The sequence below is a fragment of the Candidatus Aminicenantes bacterium genome (assembly GCA_011049425.1).
Taxonomy (GTDB): Bacteria; Acidobacteriota; Aminicenantia; order UBA2199; family UBA2199; genus UBA876.
The window spans coordinates 1-18,097 of sequence record DSBM01000104.1; the positions used below are offsets into that span (position 1 = coordinate 1).

13 protein-coding genes are annotated in these 18,097 nt (G+C 55.0%); 5 read left to right on the plus strand and 8 right to left on the minus strand.

Features of this window, described 5'->3' with window-relative positions; genetic code table 11:
- Nucleotides 1-512: 512 nt before the first annotated feature.
- The 4 genes from yfcC to ENN40_06485 all read right to left on the minus strand — a co-directional run bounded on the left by yfcC (nt 513) and on the right by ENN40_06485 (nt 5,371).
- Nucleotides 513-1,943 carry a putative basic amino acid antiporter YfcC gene (yfcC, locus tag ENN40_06470; protein ID HDP94987.1) on the minus strand — a complete coding sequence of 477 codons (1,431 nt, stop codon included), beginning with the start codon at nt 1,941-1,943 and terminating at the stop codon, nt 513-515.
- Between the two features lie 133 nt (nt 1,944-2,076).
- A complete protein-coding gene (locus tag ENN40_06475) occupies nt 2,077-3,192 on the minus strand; it encodes an ABC transporter permease (GenBank protein ID HDP94988.1) in 1,116 nt (371 codons plus the stop codon).
- Nucleotides 3,189-4,661, minus strand: a complete 1,473-nt coding sequence (locus tag ENN40_06480; GenBank protein HDP94989.1) for an ABC transporter permease — start codon at nt 4,659-4,661, stop codon at nt 3,189-3,191. Before ENN40_06480 ends, ENN40_06475 begins: the two co-directional genes overlap by 4 nt.
- Complete coding sequence (locus ENN40_06485; protein ID HDP94990.1) at nt 4,436-5,371, minus strand: ABC transporter ATP-binding protein; 936 nt, start codon at nt 5,369-5,371, stop codon at nt 4,436-4,438. The genes ENN40_06480 and ENN40_06485 overlap by 226 nt, the downstream gene beginning before the upstream one ends.
- A 77-nt stretch (nt 5,372-5,448) precedes the next feature.
- Between ENN40_06485 and ENN40_06490 the strand changes: the two genes are divergently transcribed.
- Nucleotides 5,449-7,146 (plus strand): long-chain fatty acid--CoA ligase, encoded by a 1,698-nt coding sequence (locus ENN40_06490; GenBank protein ID HDP94991.1) that lies wholly within the window; start codon nt 5,449-5,451, stop codon nt 7,144-7,146.
- Here ENN40_06490 and ENN40_06495 read toward each other — a convergent pair.
- From ENN40_06495 to ENN40_06510, 4 genes are read right to left on the minus strand one after another with little or no spacing between them, the layout of a single operon-like run.
- A complete protein-coding gene (locus ENN40_06495; protein HDP94992.1) occupies nt 7,143-9,551 on the minus strand; it encodes a sucrose synthase in 2,409 nt (802 codons plus the stop codon). The two genes, ENN40_06490 and ENN40_06495, sit on opposite strands and share 4 nt — an antisense overlap.
- Nucleotides 9,548-11,740, minus strand: a complete 2,193-nt coding sequence (locus ENN40_06500) for an HAD-IIB family hydrolase (protein ID HDP94993.1) — start codon at nt 11,738-11,740, stop codon at nt 9,548-9,550. The genes ENN40_06495 and ENN40_06500 overlap by 4 nt, the downstream gene beginning before the upstream one ends.
- Before the next feature lie 3 nt (nt 11,741-11,743).
- Nucleotides 11,744-12,733: a carbohydrate kinase gene (locus tag ENN40_06505; GenBank protein HDP94994.1), complete on the minus strand. Its 990-nt coding sequence runs from the start codon at nt 12,731-12,733 to the stop codon at nt 11,744-11,746.
- Nucleotides 12,645-12,932: an RNA-binding protein gene (locus ENN40_06510; GenBank protein ID HDP94995.1), complete on the minus strand. Its 288-nt coding sequence runs from the start codon at nt 12,930-12,932 to the stop codon at nt 12,645-12,647. Before ENN40_06510 ends, ENN40_06505 begins: the two co-directional genes overlap by 89 nt.
- Nucleotides 12,933-13,314: 382 nt before the next feature.
- On the opposite strand from ENN40_06510, the gene ENN40_06515 reads away from it, so the two are divergent.
- From ENN40_06515 to ENN40_06530, 4 genes are all read left to right on the plus strand, one after another.
- Nucleotides 13,315-13,695, plus strand: coding sequence for a superoxide reductase (locus ENN40_06515; protein HDP94996.1), 381 nt, complete (start codon nt 13,315-13,317; stop codon nt 13,693-13,695).
- A gap of 55 nt (nt 13,696-13,750) precedes the next feature.
- A complete protein-coding gene (locus ENN40_06520; GenBank protein ID HDP94997.1) occupies nt 13,751-14,974 on the plus strand; it encodes an ATP-dependent 6-phosphofructokinase in 1,224 nt (407 codons plus the stop codon).
- A gap of 335 nt (nt 14,975-15,309) precedes the next feature.
- Nucleotides 15,310-16,236 (plus strand): 3-phosphoglycerate dehydrogenase, encoded by a 927-nt coding sequence (locus ENN40_06525; GenBank protein HDP94998.1) that lies wholly within the window; start codon nt 15,310-15,312, stop codon nt 16,234-16,236.
- A gap of 172 nt (nt 16,237-16,408) precedes the next feature.
- Nucleotides 16,409-16,927 (plus strand): hypothetical protein, encoded by a 519-nt coding sequence (locus ENN40_06530; protein HDP94999.1) that lies wholly within the window; start codon nt 16,409-16,411, stop codon nt 16,925-16,927.
- Nucleotides 16,928-18,097: the final 1,170 nt, after the last annotated feature.

The following is an 18,097-nucleotide window of genomic DNA, read 5'->3' on the forward strand; positions in this document are numbered from 1 at the left end:
CATTAGTAATTGGTAAGCGGTTGTGAGTATGAGTACCCGCAGGGCATAAAGCCATAAGCGAACGCAAACGTAGGTTCCGGGGACCCATGTTCTGAGACAGGATGGTCGGCTGAGGGGTACTCCCCGAAGACGAAAGATGACCTCGGAAACATCCCGAACATCCACCATGGCCATCTTAAGCCGTCGAAGAACACCGAAGTGGTGAGCGGTGACTTGTGCCCGAAAGGGTACTCTTAAAAAGCCTTTCCCTTTTTAAACCAGAGTGACGTGCAAACCCACACAAAATGGAAGAGAACCAAAAGTTGAAGCAGGAAGAAGTCGAGAAAGGGGCAGTTCGCGAACCGCCCGTACACATGCCTTTCTGCCACCTGATGCGTTTTATTGCCCTCCCGTGTATTCCGCGTGTTCCGTGGTTTTATTAAATATCCGGATCACTCAATGCTTTATCCTGCCTTCTACGTTGTACATTCTACTTTCTCCAAATTCGCGACGATCCGAGCTCAAAATGAGGGTTAAAAAGGGCCCCAGTTCATGAGCACGGGGGGAATCAGCATGATCATGCTGAACAAAACCAGCACCAACATGATGGGCAGAAACCAGCGTGCCCATTTCTCCCAGGGGATGCGGGCGATGCCCAATACACCCATGGTGACAGCCGACGTCGGCAGGATGGGGTTTACAAATTCGCAGAGTTGGAAGGCGTAGACCGTGGTTTGGCGTGTCAATCCCACCAGGTCACTCAACGGGGCCATGATCGGCATGGTCAGCGCCGCCTGGGCGGTGCCGGAATGGATAAAGAAATTGATGACGGATTGCGTGAGGAACATCATTTGCGCGGTAACGATGCGCGGAAACAGAGAAATAAACTGGGAGGCGTAGTAGAGCAGGGTGTCGAGAATCTGCCCTTCCTGGGCTACAATCAGGATGGCGCGGCCGCAGGCGATTATGAAGGCCACGTTCATCATGTCCTTGGCGCCGGTGACGAAATGGCCGGCCATGCGGCTGGGCGAGATGCCGGCGGCAAACCCCGCGGCCAATCCCATGCCCAGGAAAACAGCGGCAATGGCTTCTATATACCAATGCTGCAGGAGAATTCCCGCCACCAGGATCAATATGCCGCCGCCGAAAATCCACAACACGGCCCGGTGACGTGAAGTCAATTCCGGCGCAGGGGCTCCCCTTTCCGTGTTTTCCGTCTTTATGCGCTGGCGGTCGATCTCGTAGACCGGGCTGGATCGGGGATTGCGTCGGATTTTGGCTGCGTAGATCATGACCATGGCGATCATCAGGGCTGTGCCCAGCACCCAGGAGATCAGGCGATAGGTCAAGCCGGAATACAGGGGCAAGTCGGAGAGTCCTTGGGCGATGCCCACGGTAAAAGGATTAAAAAATGCGGCGGCGAAACCGGCGGCCGCGCCCAGAAAGGGGATGGCCACGCCCACAATGGAGTCGTAGCCCATGGACAAGGCCAGGGGGATGAATACCAGAATAAAGGGAATGGTTTCTTCACACATACCGAAAATCGAACCGGCCAGGGAGAATACGGTCATCAATACGGGGATGAGCAATCCCCGCAAGGCGGGATGACGTGCGAACGATGCTGTCAGGCGACGGATGGACAGGTCGATGGTACCGGTTTCCTGGATAACCGCGAACGCCCCGCCGATGATAAACAGAAAGGCGATGATGAGTGCGCCTTCCTGAAAGCCCCGCACCGGGGCGGTCAAGAGGATGGAGGGGGAGACCGGCACTTTTTCGGCGTAGGCAAAGGTGCCCGGAACCGTAACCTGGCGCACCGCGCCTTCCACGGTTTTTTCCACCCGTTGAAAGGAACCGGATGGCACCACCCATGTGAGAATATACATGATCAATACGATCAGGTAGATCAGTACAAGGGTATGGGGCAGTTTGAAGGACCGCTTTTTATCTCTTTTTGGCTTCATCATCCACTGATCCGGCCGCGGTGATCCGGGCCCGCCACATTCCCAGAAACGATATTGCACAGATCATTTTTATATGTCATTGCTGAAAAAATACCTTCTTTTGCCGGTTTGCCGTTGTACGGTTGAGTGAAGCTCATTCGCGAATCTTGAAGTAGCGGACGGCCAGGAAAGAGAACAGCGCCGTGTAGCCCAGCAGTATGGTGTAATGCAGCCACAGGGTTTCCAGCCCCTTGTGAAAAAAGATCACCTTGTGAAAGGCGTCCATGGCCCACCACGCGGGTACAACCATGCCCACCGCACGGACGACCGGCGGCACAACCTCAATCGGCCACCAGCAACCGCCCAGAGCCGCGAACAGGTTGGCGAATAGAATCGCCAAGCCGATGATCACTTCCTCTTTGCGGAATACGGAGCCGAGAAAAATGCTTAATGAAGCCATAGTCGCGGAAAAAAGCAGGATAATGAGAAAGGAAAGCGTTGGATTACCCAGGTTGAGTTTGAACAGGATCAGTCCCAGCCCCATCAGCATTACGGCCTGAAGCAGACCTACAAGAAGTCGTCCCAGGAACTTTCCTTTCCACAATTCGGCTCTTGAAACCGGGCCGGAGATTATCCGTGTCAGGATACCGCTTTGCCGGTCGATCATTACGGTAATGCCGCCGTAGATGAGGATCAGGATCATGAGCATATGCACGAGAATGCCGGGGATTACGTGATCGAATCCGGACGGAATGCTGGTTATCGTTCCCGCAGGAAACCCCGCCTTCACGGAAACCAGTTCTTCCAGCGGTGCGATTTCGGGTTGAGTCGGCACGGGTTCGGGTTGCAGTACCACGCCGGCGATCAGACGAACCAAAGCTTGTATGATGCGGGTTTCCACTCGCGTGGCGGCTTCAAGGCTGGCATCCGGGTTCTTGGTGAACCGCAGCTTCTGGGATTGAAGGGATTGAATGCGTTGGGAAAAATCAGCGGGAATTTCGAGTATGCGGGTGAACTTTTGCGGTTTTTCTTTTCTAGCTTGGATCACCATGTCGGGGTTGTCCAGGGCGGCCACCAGGTATTCACCCCAGTGGCCTTGATCCCGGTTCACTACCACCAATTCCGCCTTGGGATCGCTGCCGTTTCCCTGGTAGAGATTGCCGAAGATCAGGATGAGAAAAACCGGAAACGCCAAACTCCAGAAGAAAAAGGCTTTGTCTTTGAGCATACGTTTCAGGTCCAGCCGGGCGATCAGCCAGGGTGTGTTCATGGGCTGACCCTCCGAACCAGGAGCGGCAGGCTGGTGGCGGTCAATACCAGGCCCGCCGCCAAAAGCAACAGGGTCGCGGTAACGGGGAATTCCCCTTCGCGAATCAAGGCGGTTCCCTGGATGAACCAGTAGTTGGGGGTGAAACGGCTGAAGGCCCGGAATCCCTGGGGCAATTGGTTGACCGGGATCATGCTGCCTCCCAGGGCCGCCAATACCAGAATTACCGGCGCCGTGACGGCTCCCGCCTGATTGCGATTGCGAAAGAACGCGAAAAACAGAGCAAAAAGCCCGCACAGCGCCGCCAGGGCGGCGCCGCCCAACGCCAGCAGGTACAAAAAGTTTCCCCAGCGGATCGCGAACACAATATGGCCCATTGCCGCCATCAGACCCAGAATGACCAGTCCCATGAGCCAGGCGGAAGTTATTTTGGCCGTTACGTATTGAATAGGCGGGATGGGTGAAAAGAGCAGGCGCCGCAGCGTGCCGTCCTCTTTTTCGGCCAGGATCTCGCGCATGAAAATCTCCACGATGAACATCAAGAAAAAAATGACCATTCCCGGCAGGATCATGCCGAATATCGCCGCGGTGTCAAAAGCCGGTTGATCATCCGCCTGGGCCTTTTTGGTTTCATTTTGGCTCTCGAGCCCCACCAGCAGGGGATCCAATACCCGGCTCAGGCGTTTGATCTTGGGGCGAAGAGAATCCAGTAACCTTGTGAATTCAGCGGTTTCGATTTCGCTGAAGGAACGATCCCAGAGTGGACGCATGGCCGCCAGTTCATCCTGGAATACCGCTTGGGCGGCCGCTGTCAGTACGGCCACGGTGCGGGTGAATTCCTCCACTACTCCGGGAAGGAATTGTTCAGAGGGGTTCTTGACTACTTCCAATTGCACCGGTTTGGATAGAAACAGGGAGGCGGTGAAATTCTTTGGAATTACCAGAAGTGCGGAAGCCTTTCCGCGGGCGATCTCCCGGCGGCCGTCCGCTTCGATAACCGTCTCCATGCGGAACATGTCGGCGAAACGTTGCTGCGAGAAAGCCTGCATCAGCATGCGGGCGCCGAAATTGCGGTCCTTGTCCACCACCAGTACGCGGATGGTTAAACGGCTGTCCTTTTCACCAGGTGAGAAGATGATGCCGAAGATCGCGGTCATGAGCAGGGGAATGGCGGTGAGGATCAGGATCCCGGCCGGGGCGCGCAGGCGGCGGCGAAAATCACGGATCACGATGAGAAGAATGCGGCTCAATCTCTCAAACTCCTTCCCGTCAGTTTCAGGAACACTGTCTCCAGGTTGGGTGACTGAATCTTCAGGTCGCTCACGGATACGGCTGCCTGGAAGAGCGTTTCCAAAATGTCGGGAATCTCGGCCGTGCTGTCCAATGCCAGGGTAAGGCTGTTGTCTCGAACGGCAAGAATGTCGGCGGCGGGCAGGTTTCCCAATACATCCGAAATTTCGGCCGCAGAGAATTCGCCTCTGATAAACACGATTTCCCTTTCCCCCACGATGCGGGTTAGCTCATCCAGGGTACCAAGCGCCAGGATACGGCCTTTGTCCATGATGGCAATCCGGTCACAGAGGGTTTCCACCTCCGCCAGCTGATGGGTGGTAAACACAACGGTTGTGTCGTTGTCCGCAGCGCGGCGGATGATATCCAGAATCCTTACCTTGGCCTGAACGTCGATGCCCACAGTGGGTTCATCCAGCAGCAGCAAACGGGGCTGGTGGATCATGCCGATGGCCAGGTTCAAACGACGTTTCATGCCGCCGGAAAAGTTTTTAACCGGCTCTTTGGCCCGGTCCGCGAGTTCAACCGTTTCCAGTAGAGAATCGGTTCTGAGGCGGAGTTCCTGTCCGGACAACCCGTACAACCCGCCCCAGAAAAAGAGGTTTTCCCTTGCTCCCAATTCTTCGTAAAATGCCGTCTCCTGGGGAACGATACCCAGTTGACTGCGCAATCGCCGGTTGCGGAAAAGGTCTTTACCCTGAAAAAGCACACTGCCACTGAAGTCCCGTAGGGTACCGGAAAGAATCGAGATCAAAGTGGTTTTGCCGGCTCCGTTGGGTCCCAGCAATCCGAATATCTCTCCAGGGGCCAGGTCAAGATCCAGATTGTCAAGGGCGCGGATCTCTCCGTACTGTTTGCTCAGGTTTCGAATAACCAAAATGAACTCATTCATGAAACCTATATACCGAAATACGAAACGGATGACAAGCAGATCTTGTATTCCTTTTTTCCGTGGGGTATAAATGACACATGATGCCAGAAATTCAGTCGCAAACCCTGAACGACCTGCTTGAAGAGTTGGCGGGACGTTATTTTGACCGCCCGGCCCTGGGTTGGGCGGATAAAGATCCCATCACCTACGGTGAGTTCATGGACCGGGTCGGCCGCGTGGCTGAGCTGCTACGGGAATCCGGTATCGGTCATGGCGATCGCGTGGCGATATTGGGGGAAAACTCACCCAATTGGGGTATTGCCTACTTTTCGACTGTGCGCGTGGGCGCCGTGGCCGTTCCCATTCTGCCCGATTTTCCCGAGTCGGATATCCGGCACATCCTGATGGATTCGGAATCGAAGTTGTTGTTTGCCACCAGTCGGCAACTGGAAAAAATCGATGACCTGGGTTGTTGTCAAGTGCAGTACGTGATCACCCTGGATGATTTTCAGACGGAACTGCCGAATATTCAGGTGCAGACTTTCTCGCATACGCTGGAACGGGCTCTGGATTTTATCAAGAAATTTCCCTCAACGATCGGCTTGAAATCGCGGCAGGTTTCGGCGGATGACCTGGCTTCCATTATCTACACATCAGGAACATCAGGTCATTCCAAGGCGGTTATGTTGACCCACGGCAACTTTACGGCAAACGTCAAGAGTTGTCGCGGCCTGGCACCTGTAACCCACGACTATATCTTTTTGTCGATGTTGCCCCTGTCACACACTTATGAGTTTACCGTGGGATTTCTTTACCCCTTCAGTCATGGCGCCCAGATCCGTTATCTTGACCGGCCGCCTACTCCGCGGGTTCTGGAAGAAATCTGCAGTCGGCTCCGTCCCCATGCCATTTGCTCCGTGCCCCTGATCCTGGAAAAGATATTTAAAAAGAAGGTGCTCCCCTTGATCGAACAGAAACGGCTTGTGCGTGCCGCTCTGCATGTGCCCCTGGTGCGGCGCAAGATCTATCGCAAGATCAATGACTCTCTCATGACCTTTTTTGGAGGGCGCCTCGAGGTGATGGCCGTGGGCGGAGCGCCCTTCAATTTCGAAGCGGAACGCCTTTTTCGGGCCATCGGATTTCCGTATCTGGTGGGTTATGGCCTTACCGAGACCGCGCCCTTGTTGGCCGGCGGGCCCATGGGGGACGACTCCATTCAGGTGGGTTCCATCGGAAAAGTGATCCCCGGTGTGCAAATCCGCATCCATGAACCGGAAGGCGATCCCGGTATCGGAGAGATCTGCGCCAAGGGCGAGAACGTGATGAAAGGGTACTACAAGAATCCCCGCCAGACCGAGGAAGTTTTTGACAGAGATGGATGGTTGCATACCGGTGACCTTGGCTACTTCGACCGCTACGACAACCTGATTATCACCGGACGGTGTAAGAACATGATCCTGATGTCCAATGGTGAGAACATTTTTCCCGAGGCGATTGAAGATGTTCTCAACAGCATGATGCTGGTGAGCGAAGCCCTGGTGTTGGAGCGCAACGGTCGCCTCGAGGCGTGGATTTACCTGGATTACGACCTGGTGGACTCAGAAACCCGCGGCCGCAGTGAGGATGAACGGGCAAAGTATATCGACCATGCCCTGGCGCAGATCAAAGCCGAAGCCAACGAGCGCCTGTCCACCTATTCCAAATTGTCCGCAATAATCGAACGTAAGGAACCTTTTATCAAGACCGCCACCAGCAAAATCAAGCGTTACCTTTACACCCGGGACGGAGTTGTTTAGCCCGGCTTACCCGCAGTATCGATTTTTTTCCCGCGCAACAGGAAATGATAGATGAATTCGCTGTAACGGTCCATCTTTTGTTTGCCTTCAACCGATTCGGCAAAGCGCCAGAAGCCGTAGATCTTGGCCAGTTTCAGCAACCGCTCGCTGTAGGTCGTCCAACTGAAGTCCTCATGTACCCGGCGAATGCCTGCAACAGAGATCAGTTGCCACAATTCAGCGTCACTTGCCAGTTTCTTGAAAAAATGCTCCAGCGAATTGGCGATCAGTGATGGATCTCCGGTATTCAGCAGAAACCCGTTCCTACCATGGTCGATAATTTCCGAGGGGCCGCCGAACTTGGGACCGAAAGTGGGCAGCCCGCTGACCATGGCTTCGAGAATGGTCAGGCCGAAAGCCTCGAACCGGGCCGGTTGCACAAAGATTCCCTTCCGGTCCGCCATAATGCGGTACACCTCGCCGGTATCCGACTTGGAGATGCTGGGCAGCCAGCGCACACTGCCGTCCAGTCCATGTTGCTCGATCAATTCGTGGGCCCGTCGGATCTCGTTTTGTTCCTCGCGGTCGCCGGAGAGTTCAGGATCAATGGATCCGGCTGAAAAAACCAGGTTGCATTGCCGGCGCAAATCTTTGCTGCGGCCGAAAGCGTCGATCAGGCCGGTAATATTCTTGATGGGGTCAAAGCGCGCCATTGTAAAAATGGGGGGCTTGCCCGGGTCTTTTAGGGTTCCGAAAATGTCTTTGTCTTTAGAAGAAAATAACCGTTCTTCCAGGCGCGCTGTCTGTCGCTTCACCCGCCGCTTGGTTTCGGAATGGGGAAAATAGAGGTCAAAACTCACTCCGGGGGGGATTACGTTGAATTTAGGGCTGAACAAGTCGATGCCGGACAGCACCTGGATGTATCCGGGCATGGTGAAGTTCAAGTAGGACTCGTATTGTCCCATGTGGGAATCGGACCCCACGATCTCTTCCCGGGTGCTGGTGATGATGAAATCCGACTTATTCATGCTGTGAATATCGGCCATGAATTGCTGTGAAAAATGGTAATCCTTTTCGTATTTCCGCCACTTTAAATCCGCGTCGGGGTATTTGGTTTTTTCCAGGGCGTGCGAAATCGTGCACTGAATGATGTTGAAATGATCGGCCAGCAAACTGGAGACGAGGTTGCCGTCCGAGTAGTTGCCGATCACCAGGTCCGGGCGTCCGCCGAATTCCGCCGCCAGTTCCACCGCCGCGGCATTGGCGAAGCGCTCCAGGTAGGGCCAGACCTTGAAGCGGGATACCCATTGAGGCAGGACATTCATCTGTTCATCCTGAAAAGGTACGCGCAGAATCCAACTGTTCTCGGTGCGATAGATGTGTTCTCGCTTGACATCGCAACCGCTGTCTCCGGCATCGGGAATCAGTCGGGTCAGCACCACGATTCGTGGAGTGACGTCAAGTCCGCTTTGGGACAGACGCTCACGCAGATGGGCTTCAAGGGCGCGGACCTGGTCCAGGATGTATATCACCTGTCCTCCGGTATCGGGTCGTCCCAGGACGTTGTTCTGGCCGAACCACCCGTGAGGCGATACAACGGCGATGCGGGAGATCATGGGCATGGGTACCCGTGAGATAAAGCTTTCCAAGAGGGAATCATCCGGTGCATCGAACAAGTCGATCAGGCTCTGCATGCTTTCAGCCGCGCGTTCCACGGTATCTCCCCACCCGGGCTCCAGGCCGCTGCGTTTCAGGCGGCGCTCCACTTGTTTGATCGGCGTGTCTTTGTCAGCCTGCTTCAACCACTGGGTTGTGAAACGCAGACGCTGAATCAGGGTGTTCATGTCTGGAATGGATGAACCGTTGACCAGCAGCTGGCGTCCGTCGTGTTGGTGCAGCTTGAGGAATTCAAACAACTTCCGGTTCCATTCATCGGGATTCTGAAACATGTGACTGGATAAGTAGCGATTCAGGAACAGGATGCCGTTGCCGATATTGCGGAAATGCCGCACGCGCGGAGCGAAGTCGTAAAAAGGCTGGAAATCGATGCGCAGGGGATTGGGATCCGGTGAATGGCCGGCAAATCGGTCCTTTTGTTGCAAATACTCGCCTGTGGTGATCGCCTCCATGTAACTGCCGTTGGCGTTTACCCGGTAGTAATGAAACCGGGCGGTCTCGGGCCGGTGCATGATGAAGAGGTATTCGCCCAGCAGGAACAATTCCTGGATATTGCATAAGAAAGCAAAGAAAGTTGAGTCGCGGCGTTTTGAGCGCCCGGCGTTGGTTTCATCACAGAACTGAAAGTAGCGCAGCATGATATCGTTCTGGTGCAGGAAATCCGGTTGATCCGCCAGAATCATGGACATGAATTCGCGGAATTCCTGCTGTTCACGGCGTGGGATCAGTTGGGGGATCAGGTTGCTCATGAGGAACTTACTCCTTTTGCGCGCTTCCACCACTTGTAATGGGCGATTCCTTCACGTACTCCGGCGGCGTAAGGCGAACGGGCGAAATAGACCCGGCGGCTTTTTCGCAATGACTCCAGCTCCGGCTGGTGGTTGGCCACGACTACGGCCGGGCATTCCCCCCGCAGCATACCGGCGTCGTTGCCGCTGTCTCCGCAAACCAGGACGTGGCTGAGGGGAATGTCCCATTTGCGGGCGAAGTACCGTAGGGCCTTGCCTTTGGATGCCCGGTAGGGCAGGATATCCAGGTCACGCTCGGAAGAATACACCAGTGAATAGCGCAGGTTGTGATCGGACAGGAGTTTGTGTATTGCGGTCAACCGGTCTTTGCCGGGTTCCATGAAATAACTGACTTTAAAGGGTTGCATGGCCTCCTCGGGTTGGGGTGTCAGGAAATCGAGTTTTTTCAGAAGATCGCGGATTTTGCCGGGTTTCCACTGGTGTTCCAGCCGCGTGTTCCAGCCGCGGTCGATCAACAGATCCTCACCATAGTAGATCTCCGTACCCACTGCGGTGATCAGCAGGTCGGGCGCGGGGATCTGGTTTATCTTTAAATGGTCCCGGGCGGATTTCAGGTCACGACCCGTGGCTGCGCCAAAACCCACGCAGTCGCGGTGTTGTTTGATATCCGTTACCAACCGCGCCAATTCGTTTTCCGGTCCACCGGTCATGGTATCGTCGATGTCACAGATCAGGAAATAGCGCAAGGCGGTTAAGCGGCGTCCGATTGCCGGTTGCCGGGCTGCGGACACGGCGGGTGCCGGGCGTTTAGCCAAATCCCCGATGCGCTCTAGGTAGGATTGAACATGCGCGTCCCAGGTGTAATGCTCTTTGACGTTAACAATACCGTTGCGGGACATGCGTTTCCACTCTCTGGTATGGGTGATGACCCGACGGATGGCGGCGGATATTTCTTTGCTGTTGGTCGGATCAACCAGCACACCGTTGTCCAGGTTGGCGATGATATCCCGGGGGCCTCCGTCCCGGGTGGCCACCAGCGGAACTCCACTGGCGGAGGCTTCGATCAGGGTCAGTCCAAAAGGTTCGGTCAGGGCCACGTTGACAAACACTCCGCGTTTCTCCGCGGCTATGCGGTAGAGAGCCGGCACTTCGTATTCAGAGTCGTGCCGCTTGGGAATGGCCATGCGGCCGTAAAGATCGTATCGATCCATGAGCAGCAGCATTTCCGTGAGGACTTCACGTTCGTTCTCTTCCTTGGCCTCGATGTCTTTGCGAATGCCGGCGAAAATGGCCAGATTGGCCATGGTTTGAAGATCGGCATCTTCACCATACGCCCGGATCAGGCCGGAGATGTTTTTGCGTTTTTCGGGGCGGCATAAAGTCAGGACCAATGGACGATCCGGGTGGATAAGGAAACGATGAAGTTCTTCCTGCAGGGATGCCTGGGCAAAGATCTGCTCGTCGTGCTGGGGGTGTTCGGGGAGGGAGTCCATGTAGTACGGATAGAATTTTTCCAGGTCGACTCCCGGAGGAACCACTGCAAATGTCGGCTTGTCTTTGTTTTCGTATTGACCGTACTGGGTCTGGACTTCCTGGCGGGTGCTGGCCACCACCAGGTTGCTGTGTTGCAAAACCTCTTCCTCAACGGCGATGCGACGCCGGATGTGGAAGCGGCGGTCGATCTCTTCCATGCCCATGCCGTTTTCCTGCAACCGCGCCAGCTTGGATCGCCCCAACGAGTGCCCCGTGAACACGAAAGGGGTATCGAAAAAGCGGGACAAGCGCTGGGAAACGTAACCGGCATCAGCGTAATGGCCGTGAAAAAAGTCGGGAACTTCACCCTGGCGCTTGATAAAAGTAATGGTGCGGTTGATGAATTCATCCAAGTGGGGCCAGAGCCGTTCTTTGCGCACGTATTTTAATCCACCGCAGCGGACTCGAATGATGCGGCATTTTTCGTTGATCTCTTCCACTTCCCGGGCATAGTCCTCTGAAACGCGCGGGTCGGAAATCAGGCGCGTGAACAGGTCCACGCGGCGGATTTCCGGGCAGCGACTGAGACTTTTGGCCAGTTCCACTACGTAGAGGGTTTGACCTCCGGTATCAGCGTCCCTGCCCAATTCCAGGTTGTGTCCCCGAATCAGGCCGTGAATGCTGAACATCTGGATGGTTAAAGATTTCTTGGCCATGCTTTACTCCTTGGCGCTGCTTTTTGAGATGAATTTGCGGTAGAAATCACTGTTTTCCGGAACCGCTCCGGGAAGTCTGCACACCGCCGCGGCCAGGCGGCCGGCCCTTTCCAGCATCTGTTCCGGATTTTCATTGTGTAACGCTCCCTGGGCCAGCGCCGCACAAAAGGCGTCTCCCGCACCCACGGTGTTGACCGGGTCCGACACAATTGTACCCGCGGATTCGGTAAATCCCGATTCCGAAAACAGGATACTGCCTGATTTTCCCCGCGTCAATGCGACCAAGGATATGGTGAAGCGGGATGAAATGCGTTCCATGCATTCTCGCGGGGTGCCGGACAAATCCAGAGTCCGGCAGAGATAATCAAGTTCTTCTCGGTTCAGTTTCAAAATATGGCACAGTTCCAGGCAGCGGATTACCCGGTCACGAACTACATTTCCCCGGCGCAGGTTGAGGTCGCACAAAAAAGTTGAGGTCCGGTTGAAATGTGTTGCCAACTCCTCGATCAACCCGGCTCCGGTCGGCGTGCGTTGCACCAACGAGCCGAAATACAGCATTTGCGGAGAAAAATCTTTCAACCATGTCGTGAGGGCCGGGTCGAGCCCGATGTGATCCCAGGCCGCCGGACGAATGGCATAGGCGGGATCACCCGAGTCACTGAAGCTGACATGCACGGCCCCGGTGGGCGTGTGGGGATCCACTTGCAAGAGGCGGGGATGAAAACCGAAAGCAACCAGTTTCGCTTGAATGCAATTTCCGTGATCATCGTCGCCGACCCGGGTTAACAGTTGCGCATCCATGCCCAGACCCCGTGCGTGGACGGCGAAATTGCAGGGAGCTCCCCCGAGGCGTTTCCCGCCGGGGAAGTGGTCAAACAAGACTTCCCCCACTGCCAGGATTCGGTCAGGCGTTTGATGGGGCGTTGCCATGGTCTGGTGGATTGGGGCTGCGGCGTTTGCGGCGAGTACGGGCGGGTTCGACCTTGATGGCATTTCCCCGCAGAACAATTCCGTTTACGCCCTTGATTGCCGTAGCGGCCTCGTCGGAACGTCCCATCTCCACAAAACCATAGCCTTTATCTCTCATCAGGCGGATATGGCGGACCCTGCCGAAATATGAGAATTGCTCATGCAACTCCCGTTCCGGAAGGTCCCCGGGTATGTTGAACACGAACAAAGTCCGTTGACTCATGGTTCACCTCCTGTGACGTTGTTCCCCCGGTTTCGCCGACATGAGGCATGTTCCTTCCGGACAATTTGCGTGATGGCTGATTGGCAGGGTCGGCGTTCCGGGTATCCGGAAGGGCGCCCGGGATATTAAAAGAACCTACTTTCTCTCACGCAGTTCATGTTATAAATTATTATAACAGAAAAGCAACGGGTTGATAAACCGCATCTCGCAATCCGGGCCGGAATAGTGCCGAACCGGGCATTCGCCGGGCAAATCCCCTGCATTCGTTGCATTCCATTGAACGCAATGCTACACTAACTATAAGGAAGTCCTTCCGGAAAATGCGGATTTTCCATTCTTTTCACGCCGCATTCCGGGAGCGAGAGAGGAGGTTGACGTGAAAATGATCACTGATATGTTCCAGACAGCTGATTGGAAGAAAGAGAAGCATGCTCCGGTTATACAGGCTCCGCGTTTCAAGGCGGGTGAACTGATGACTGTAACCGTCAATGTGGGGGAAGAGATCGTTCATCCCAATACCACTGCTCACCACATCGCCTGGATCGAAGTCTATTTTCTGCCCCGGGATGAAAAATTCCCCTTCATGCTGGGACGCCACTCTTTTGACAGCCACGGCGCGTCCGCCCAGGGCGCGGATACCAGCACCGTATATACCGAACCCCACTTTGCTTTTCGGTTTCGCAGCGAAAAGCCGGGAACAATTATGGCCATTTCCTATTGCAATATCCATGGTTTGTGGTCCGCCGCGGTGGAATTGGAGTAACCCGGTCCGCATTTTTCAAAGACTTTCCCGGCAGTCGGGGATTCGGAAGGTTTAAATGAGCACCTATTCTCAAAAGCCCTTTTCATCGGTCAATCCCAAAGGAACCATCGCGATTTTAACCGGAGGCGGTGATGTCCCCGGGCTGAATCCCGCCATCCGTGCCGTCACCATCCGTGCCATCGGGGAGGGCTATCGCGTACTGGGGATCAGACGAGGCTGGTCGGGTTTGTCGAATATCCGGCGGGAACGTGGGGCCGACAATTCTCGTTGCGTGCAGGAACTGACGACCGAGACGGTGCGCCGGGTGGGGCGTACGGGAGGCACGTTTCTGCATTCATCCCGAACCCTGCCCAGTCGAATCCCCGCTCAATTTGTCCCCACCCACCTGGTGGACACATATGGCGAGGCATGCAATGACCTGACCCCGGAAGTGCTGAAAAACCTGGAGTTTCTCGGCATTGACACCCTGATCGCTATCGGTGGTGATGATACGCTGGGATATGCCGTCCGCCTTCACAAAGAAGGCTTGGCAATAATCGGGATTCCCAAGACCATGGACAACGATGTGCCGGGTACCGATTATTGTATCGGTTTCTCTACCTGTGTCACCCGGGTTATTTCACTTGCCGACAGTTTGCGCACCACGGCCGGATCCCATGAGCGCTTCCTGGTGATGGAAGTATTCGGCAGGTATGCCGGTTTCACCGCGTTGCTTCCCACCTTGGCGGGGGCGGCGGACCGTTGTGTCATTCCGGAGCATACTTTTCACATGGACGATTTGTGCCGATTGCTGGTGGAAGACCGACTGCGCAATCCCAGCCGCTATGCCGTGGTCCTGGTGTCGGAGGGGGCTACCTTTCACGGCCAGGACATGGTATTTGAAGACACGGAACGCGACATGTTCGGCCATGCCAAGCTTGGCGGCATCGGCGAACTGGTGGCCCGGCAATTGAAACGTCTTTCGCCGCGGTATGGAGAAAAGCAGGCGATCAACTGTATTTCCCAGAAGCTGGGGTACCTGGTACGGGCCGGGGAACCTGACTCCCTGGACTCAATCGTTCCCCTCACATTCGGAAACCTGGCTCTTGACTTGATCCTCAGTGGCATCTCCGGCCGGCTGGTGGTTCTCTGTAACGGGCGTTACGGCGACAAGCCCATTGAGGAGGTCACCTCGCACCGCAAGTTGATCAACGTGGAAGAATACTACCACACCGAACGATTGCGCCCCCTGTACAAGAGTTTTCACAATAAACCTTTCATGCTCCTGACAGGCAACTGAATAAAGTTGGAGAGTTGGAGAGTTGGAGAGGGAAAACAAGTTGAAAGTCTAAAGTCAAAAGGACAAACACAATGACGTTGGTTTTACACTTAAGACCTCCTGCGGCTCCTTCCGAGTGCAGCCTGCAGATCTTTCAAGATCATCCTACAGGACGAGCCTTTTTATTCCTTCTTCTTTATTCCTTATTCAGAGCCTGAAGGGCGAGGCGCGAACTGTTCCCGCCCTCAACTCTCCAACTCTCCAAACTTTCCAACTTTCCAACTCTCCATACATTGACATGCTGTTGGCGCGGCCGTACAATTCAGATAGACCAAATTCATTGAGGGGTGACGATAATGAAGCAAAAAGTATTGGTGGCAACGGTAAAGCCTTTCCATCCCGACGCCGTGACGGGCATCCGCGATATCAGCGATGAAGCTGGATATGAGATGGTTTTATTGGAATCTTATGCGAATCAGGCCGAATTTGAGGCCGCAGTAGCGGATGCGGACGCGTTGATCATACGCAGCGACAAGGTCACTCCCGAAGTGATCGCCGCTGCAGACCGATTAAAGATCGTTGTCCGTGCCGGAGCCGGGTACGACAATGTTGACCTTGATGCCGCCACAGCCAAAGGGATTGTGGTCATGAATACGCCGGGACAGAACGCCAATGCGGTAGCCGAATTGGCCATGGGCATGATGGTTTACCTGGCTCGGAACGGATTTAACGGCAAGGCCGGCACCGAGCTGCGGGGAAAAACCCTGGGCATCCACGCATTCGGCAATGTGGGTCGTGATGTGGCGCGTATTGCCGGGGGATTCGGCATGGACGTATTTGCTTTTGATCCATTCGTCGAGGACGCGGTCATCCGTGCGGAAGGAGTCACTCCGCTGGGATCCGTGGAAGAACTCTATTCTCAATGCCAATACGTTTCGTTGCATATTCCCGCCAACGAAAAAACCCGGGGTTCCATCAACCGGGACCTGCTCGCCCGTATGCCTGAAGGCGCGGTACTGGTCAACACCGCGCGCAAAGAAGTGGTATGCGAAGAGTCATTGCGGGAAATCTTTCGGAAACGCCCGGATTTCAAGTACATTTCCGATGTGGCTCCGGACTGTAAAGACGAGATCGCCGCTGAATTTGCGGGACGGTTCTTTTTTACGCCCAAGAAGATGGGCGCGCAAACCACGGAAGCCAATATCAATGCCGGCCTGGCGGCCATCCGGCAGATCATCGCTTTTTTTGAGAAAGGAGACCGCACCTTCCAGGTCAATCGCTGATCCCTGAGTGGGGCGCACAGAAATACGCAAACTGTTGCCAACGCTTTGCGTCAGCGAAGGATGAGAAACGCTGGCGGGTGTATGCGTTGATACCCGAAGTCCCCGTGGATTTTTTTTGAGATTTTCACCCCGGAATCTGCATTTAACTAATGCAGAACCATTAGGGGGAGTTATGAAAAAACCAAATTTCGATGTTTCAGTGTTGTTTGTCGCTGTGGCATGCCTGTTTTTGTTGGTGACTTCAGTTGTCGCTCAGGGCACATCGTCGGTGAAGGTCACGGATATCAGCTTGTCGCCAACCACCTTTAAAGCCGGAGACTTGGTAACGGTGAAAGTTACATTGCGCAACGAAGCTACGGCCACCTATGGCTGCAACGGCATGGAAGCAGCCGTTTATGCTTTCAAAGCCAAACCGTTTACGGTGAGCAACCAGTTATGGCAGGCGAAACAAGGCGTGGCGCCCATGACCGCCGGAGCCACCAAAGAAGTGACGTTTTCGGCAAAATTTACCGTTCCAAGCGGAGATTATCCGGTACTGTACTTTATGGCTTGGAGCCCGGTCTGTGCTCCGGATGAGTTCGGCCAAACGGCTCAATTAGAGGTAAATCAAGAGTGTGTGTACCGGTTCCGTCCCAGGATGATGTGGATCAGACCGATTCACGCGCGTCCGATCAGGAAACCGGTTAAGTAAAGCCGGTAAAGGTTCTGCGCAGCGCCATGGGGGCGGTTCATCGAACCGCCCCCGTCGGCATTGAACATGAAGTTTCCGTACCGATTAAGGACCGACTCTGCCGTATTGCGCCGGGATCGTGATCACTTCAAGTTTGTACGCATGGGCCTCCAGGTGTCAGAAGTAGAAGCGGAAGGCGGTGTAAAACACGTGCGGCCAGGCTCCGAATTCACTGCGCATGACCGGTCCCATGGAACCCTCCAGGGGGTCAGCCCCGATTCCGAAATAGGCTCCCGCGGCCAGGTACACATTCTCGGCGAAATTGTATTCCAGTGAAGGCGCCAATGTGAGCGAACCGTCCGAGAGGTTCCAGATCGCCATGATGCTCAACGGCAGCAGGGGAGTGACCTGGATGGTTGTCCCGGAAGTGATGTAGTGCCTTCCCAGAAGGTAGACCCAGCCGTCGCGGAATGCGGGCGAGTCGACAGTTTCCGGGTAAGCGGCAGGGTCATCGCGTCCGGCTGAATTAAAATGGTATTCGGAAAAGAGGTATACATTGCCACTGAGGCTGTAATCCAGGCCGATTGACAGGCGGAAGTAGGCGGCGTCATCTCCGGGCTTTTGCACGCTGAAAGCCCATGGCTTGACCCACGCGGCTTCCAGCCAGGCACCGGCCCCGCCGATGGCACGGGCCAGGTTGACTCCGCCCATAAAATGATTGCGAAACGCGCTCACGATCAGCGAAACATCGGTACGCAGCAGGTAAAACCTGCCGCGCAGGAAAAAAGCGCTGTTTTCAGACTTGAAATCATTGCCCATGACCCAACCCATGTCCAACTCATCCATCACCCCCAGGGGAACTCGCAACCGCAGTGCGTCCACTCCACGCCGATCCTCGGTATCCAGCTCATTGAAAGCGAAGGGAGCGACGATGTCGGTGGGGTTGATGAAGCGGGCGCTTCCCCAGGCCACGGCCTGGCGTCCGATAAAGAGGTCGGCGCCTTTGAATTTGACGGTGATCAGCAGGCGGTCCAGGTTCTGATTCAGAATGAAACCCGCGCCGGAATTTCCGGGTTGTGGAATCAGGCGCCGTTCAAAATCGGTGATGCGGTAGTCCAACCCTGATTCCCTGCCCGTGGTCGTGGGGAATATGCCGCTGCTGAATGTTTCTGAATATGTGGGGGAGAGGTC

Bases quoted from the DNA above. Each gene is read 5' to 3' on its own strand.
- yfcC (HDP94987.1), bottom strand. From the start codon at position 1,943: ATGAAGCCAAAAAGAGATAAAAAGCGGTCCTTCAAACTGCCCCATACC.
- ENN40_06475 (HDP94988.1), bottom strand. From the start codon at position 3,192: ATGAACACACCCTGGCTGATCGCCCGGCTGGACCTGAAACGTATGCTC.
- ENN40_06485 (HDP94990.1), bottom strand. From the start codon at position 5,371: ATGAATGAGTTCATTTTGGTTATTCGAAACCTGAGCAAACAGTACGGA.
- ENN40_06490 (HDP94991.1), top strand. From the start codon at position 5,449: ATGATGCCAGAAATTCAGTCGCAAACCCTGAACGACCTGCTTGAAGAG.
- ENN40_06495 (HDP94992.1), bottom strand. From the start codon at position 9,551: ATGAGCAACCTGATCCCCCAACTGATCCCACGCCGTGAACAGCAGGAA.
- ENN40_06500 (HDP94993.1), bottom strand. From the start codon at position 11,740: ATGGCCAAGAAATCTTTAACCATCCAGATGTTCAGCATTCACGGCCTG.
- ENN40_06505 (HDP94994.1), bottom strand. From the start codon at position 12,733: ATGCCATCAAGGTCGAACCCGCCCGTACTCGCCGCAAACGCCGCAGCC.
- ENN40_06510 (HDP94995.1), bottom strand. From the start codon at position 12,932: ATGAGTCAACGGACTTTGTTCGTGTTCAACATACCCGGGGACCTTCCG.
- ENN40_06515 (HDP94996.1), top strand. From the start codon at position 13,315: ATGATCACTGATATGTTCCAGACAGCTGATTGGAAGAAAGAGAAGCAT.
- ENN40_06520 (HDP94997.1), top strand. From the start codon at position 13,751: ATGAGCACCTATTCTCAAAAGCCCTTTTCATCGGTCAATCCCAAAGGA.
- ENN40_06525 (HDP94998.1), top strand. From the start codon at position 15,310: ATGAAGCAAAAAGTATTGGTGGCAACGGTAAAGCCTTTCCATCCCGAC.
- ENN40_06530 (HDP94999.1), top strand. From the start codon at position 16,409: ATGAAAAAACCAAATTTCGATGTTTCAGTGTTGTTTGTCGCTGTGGCA.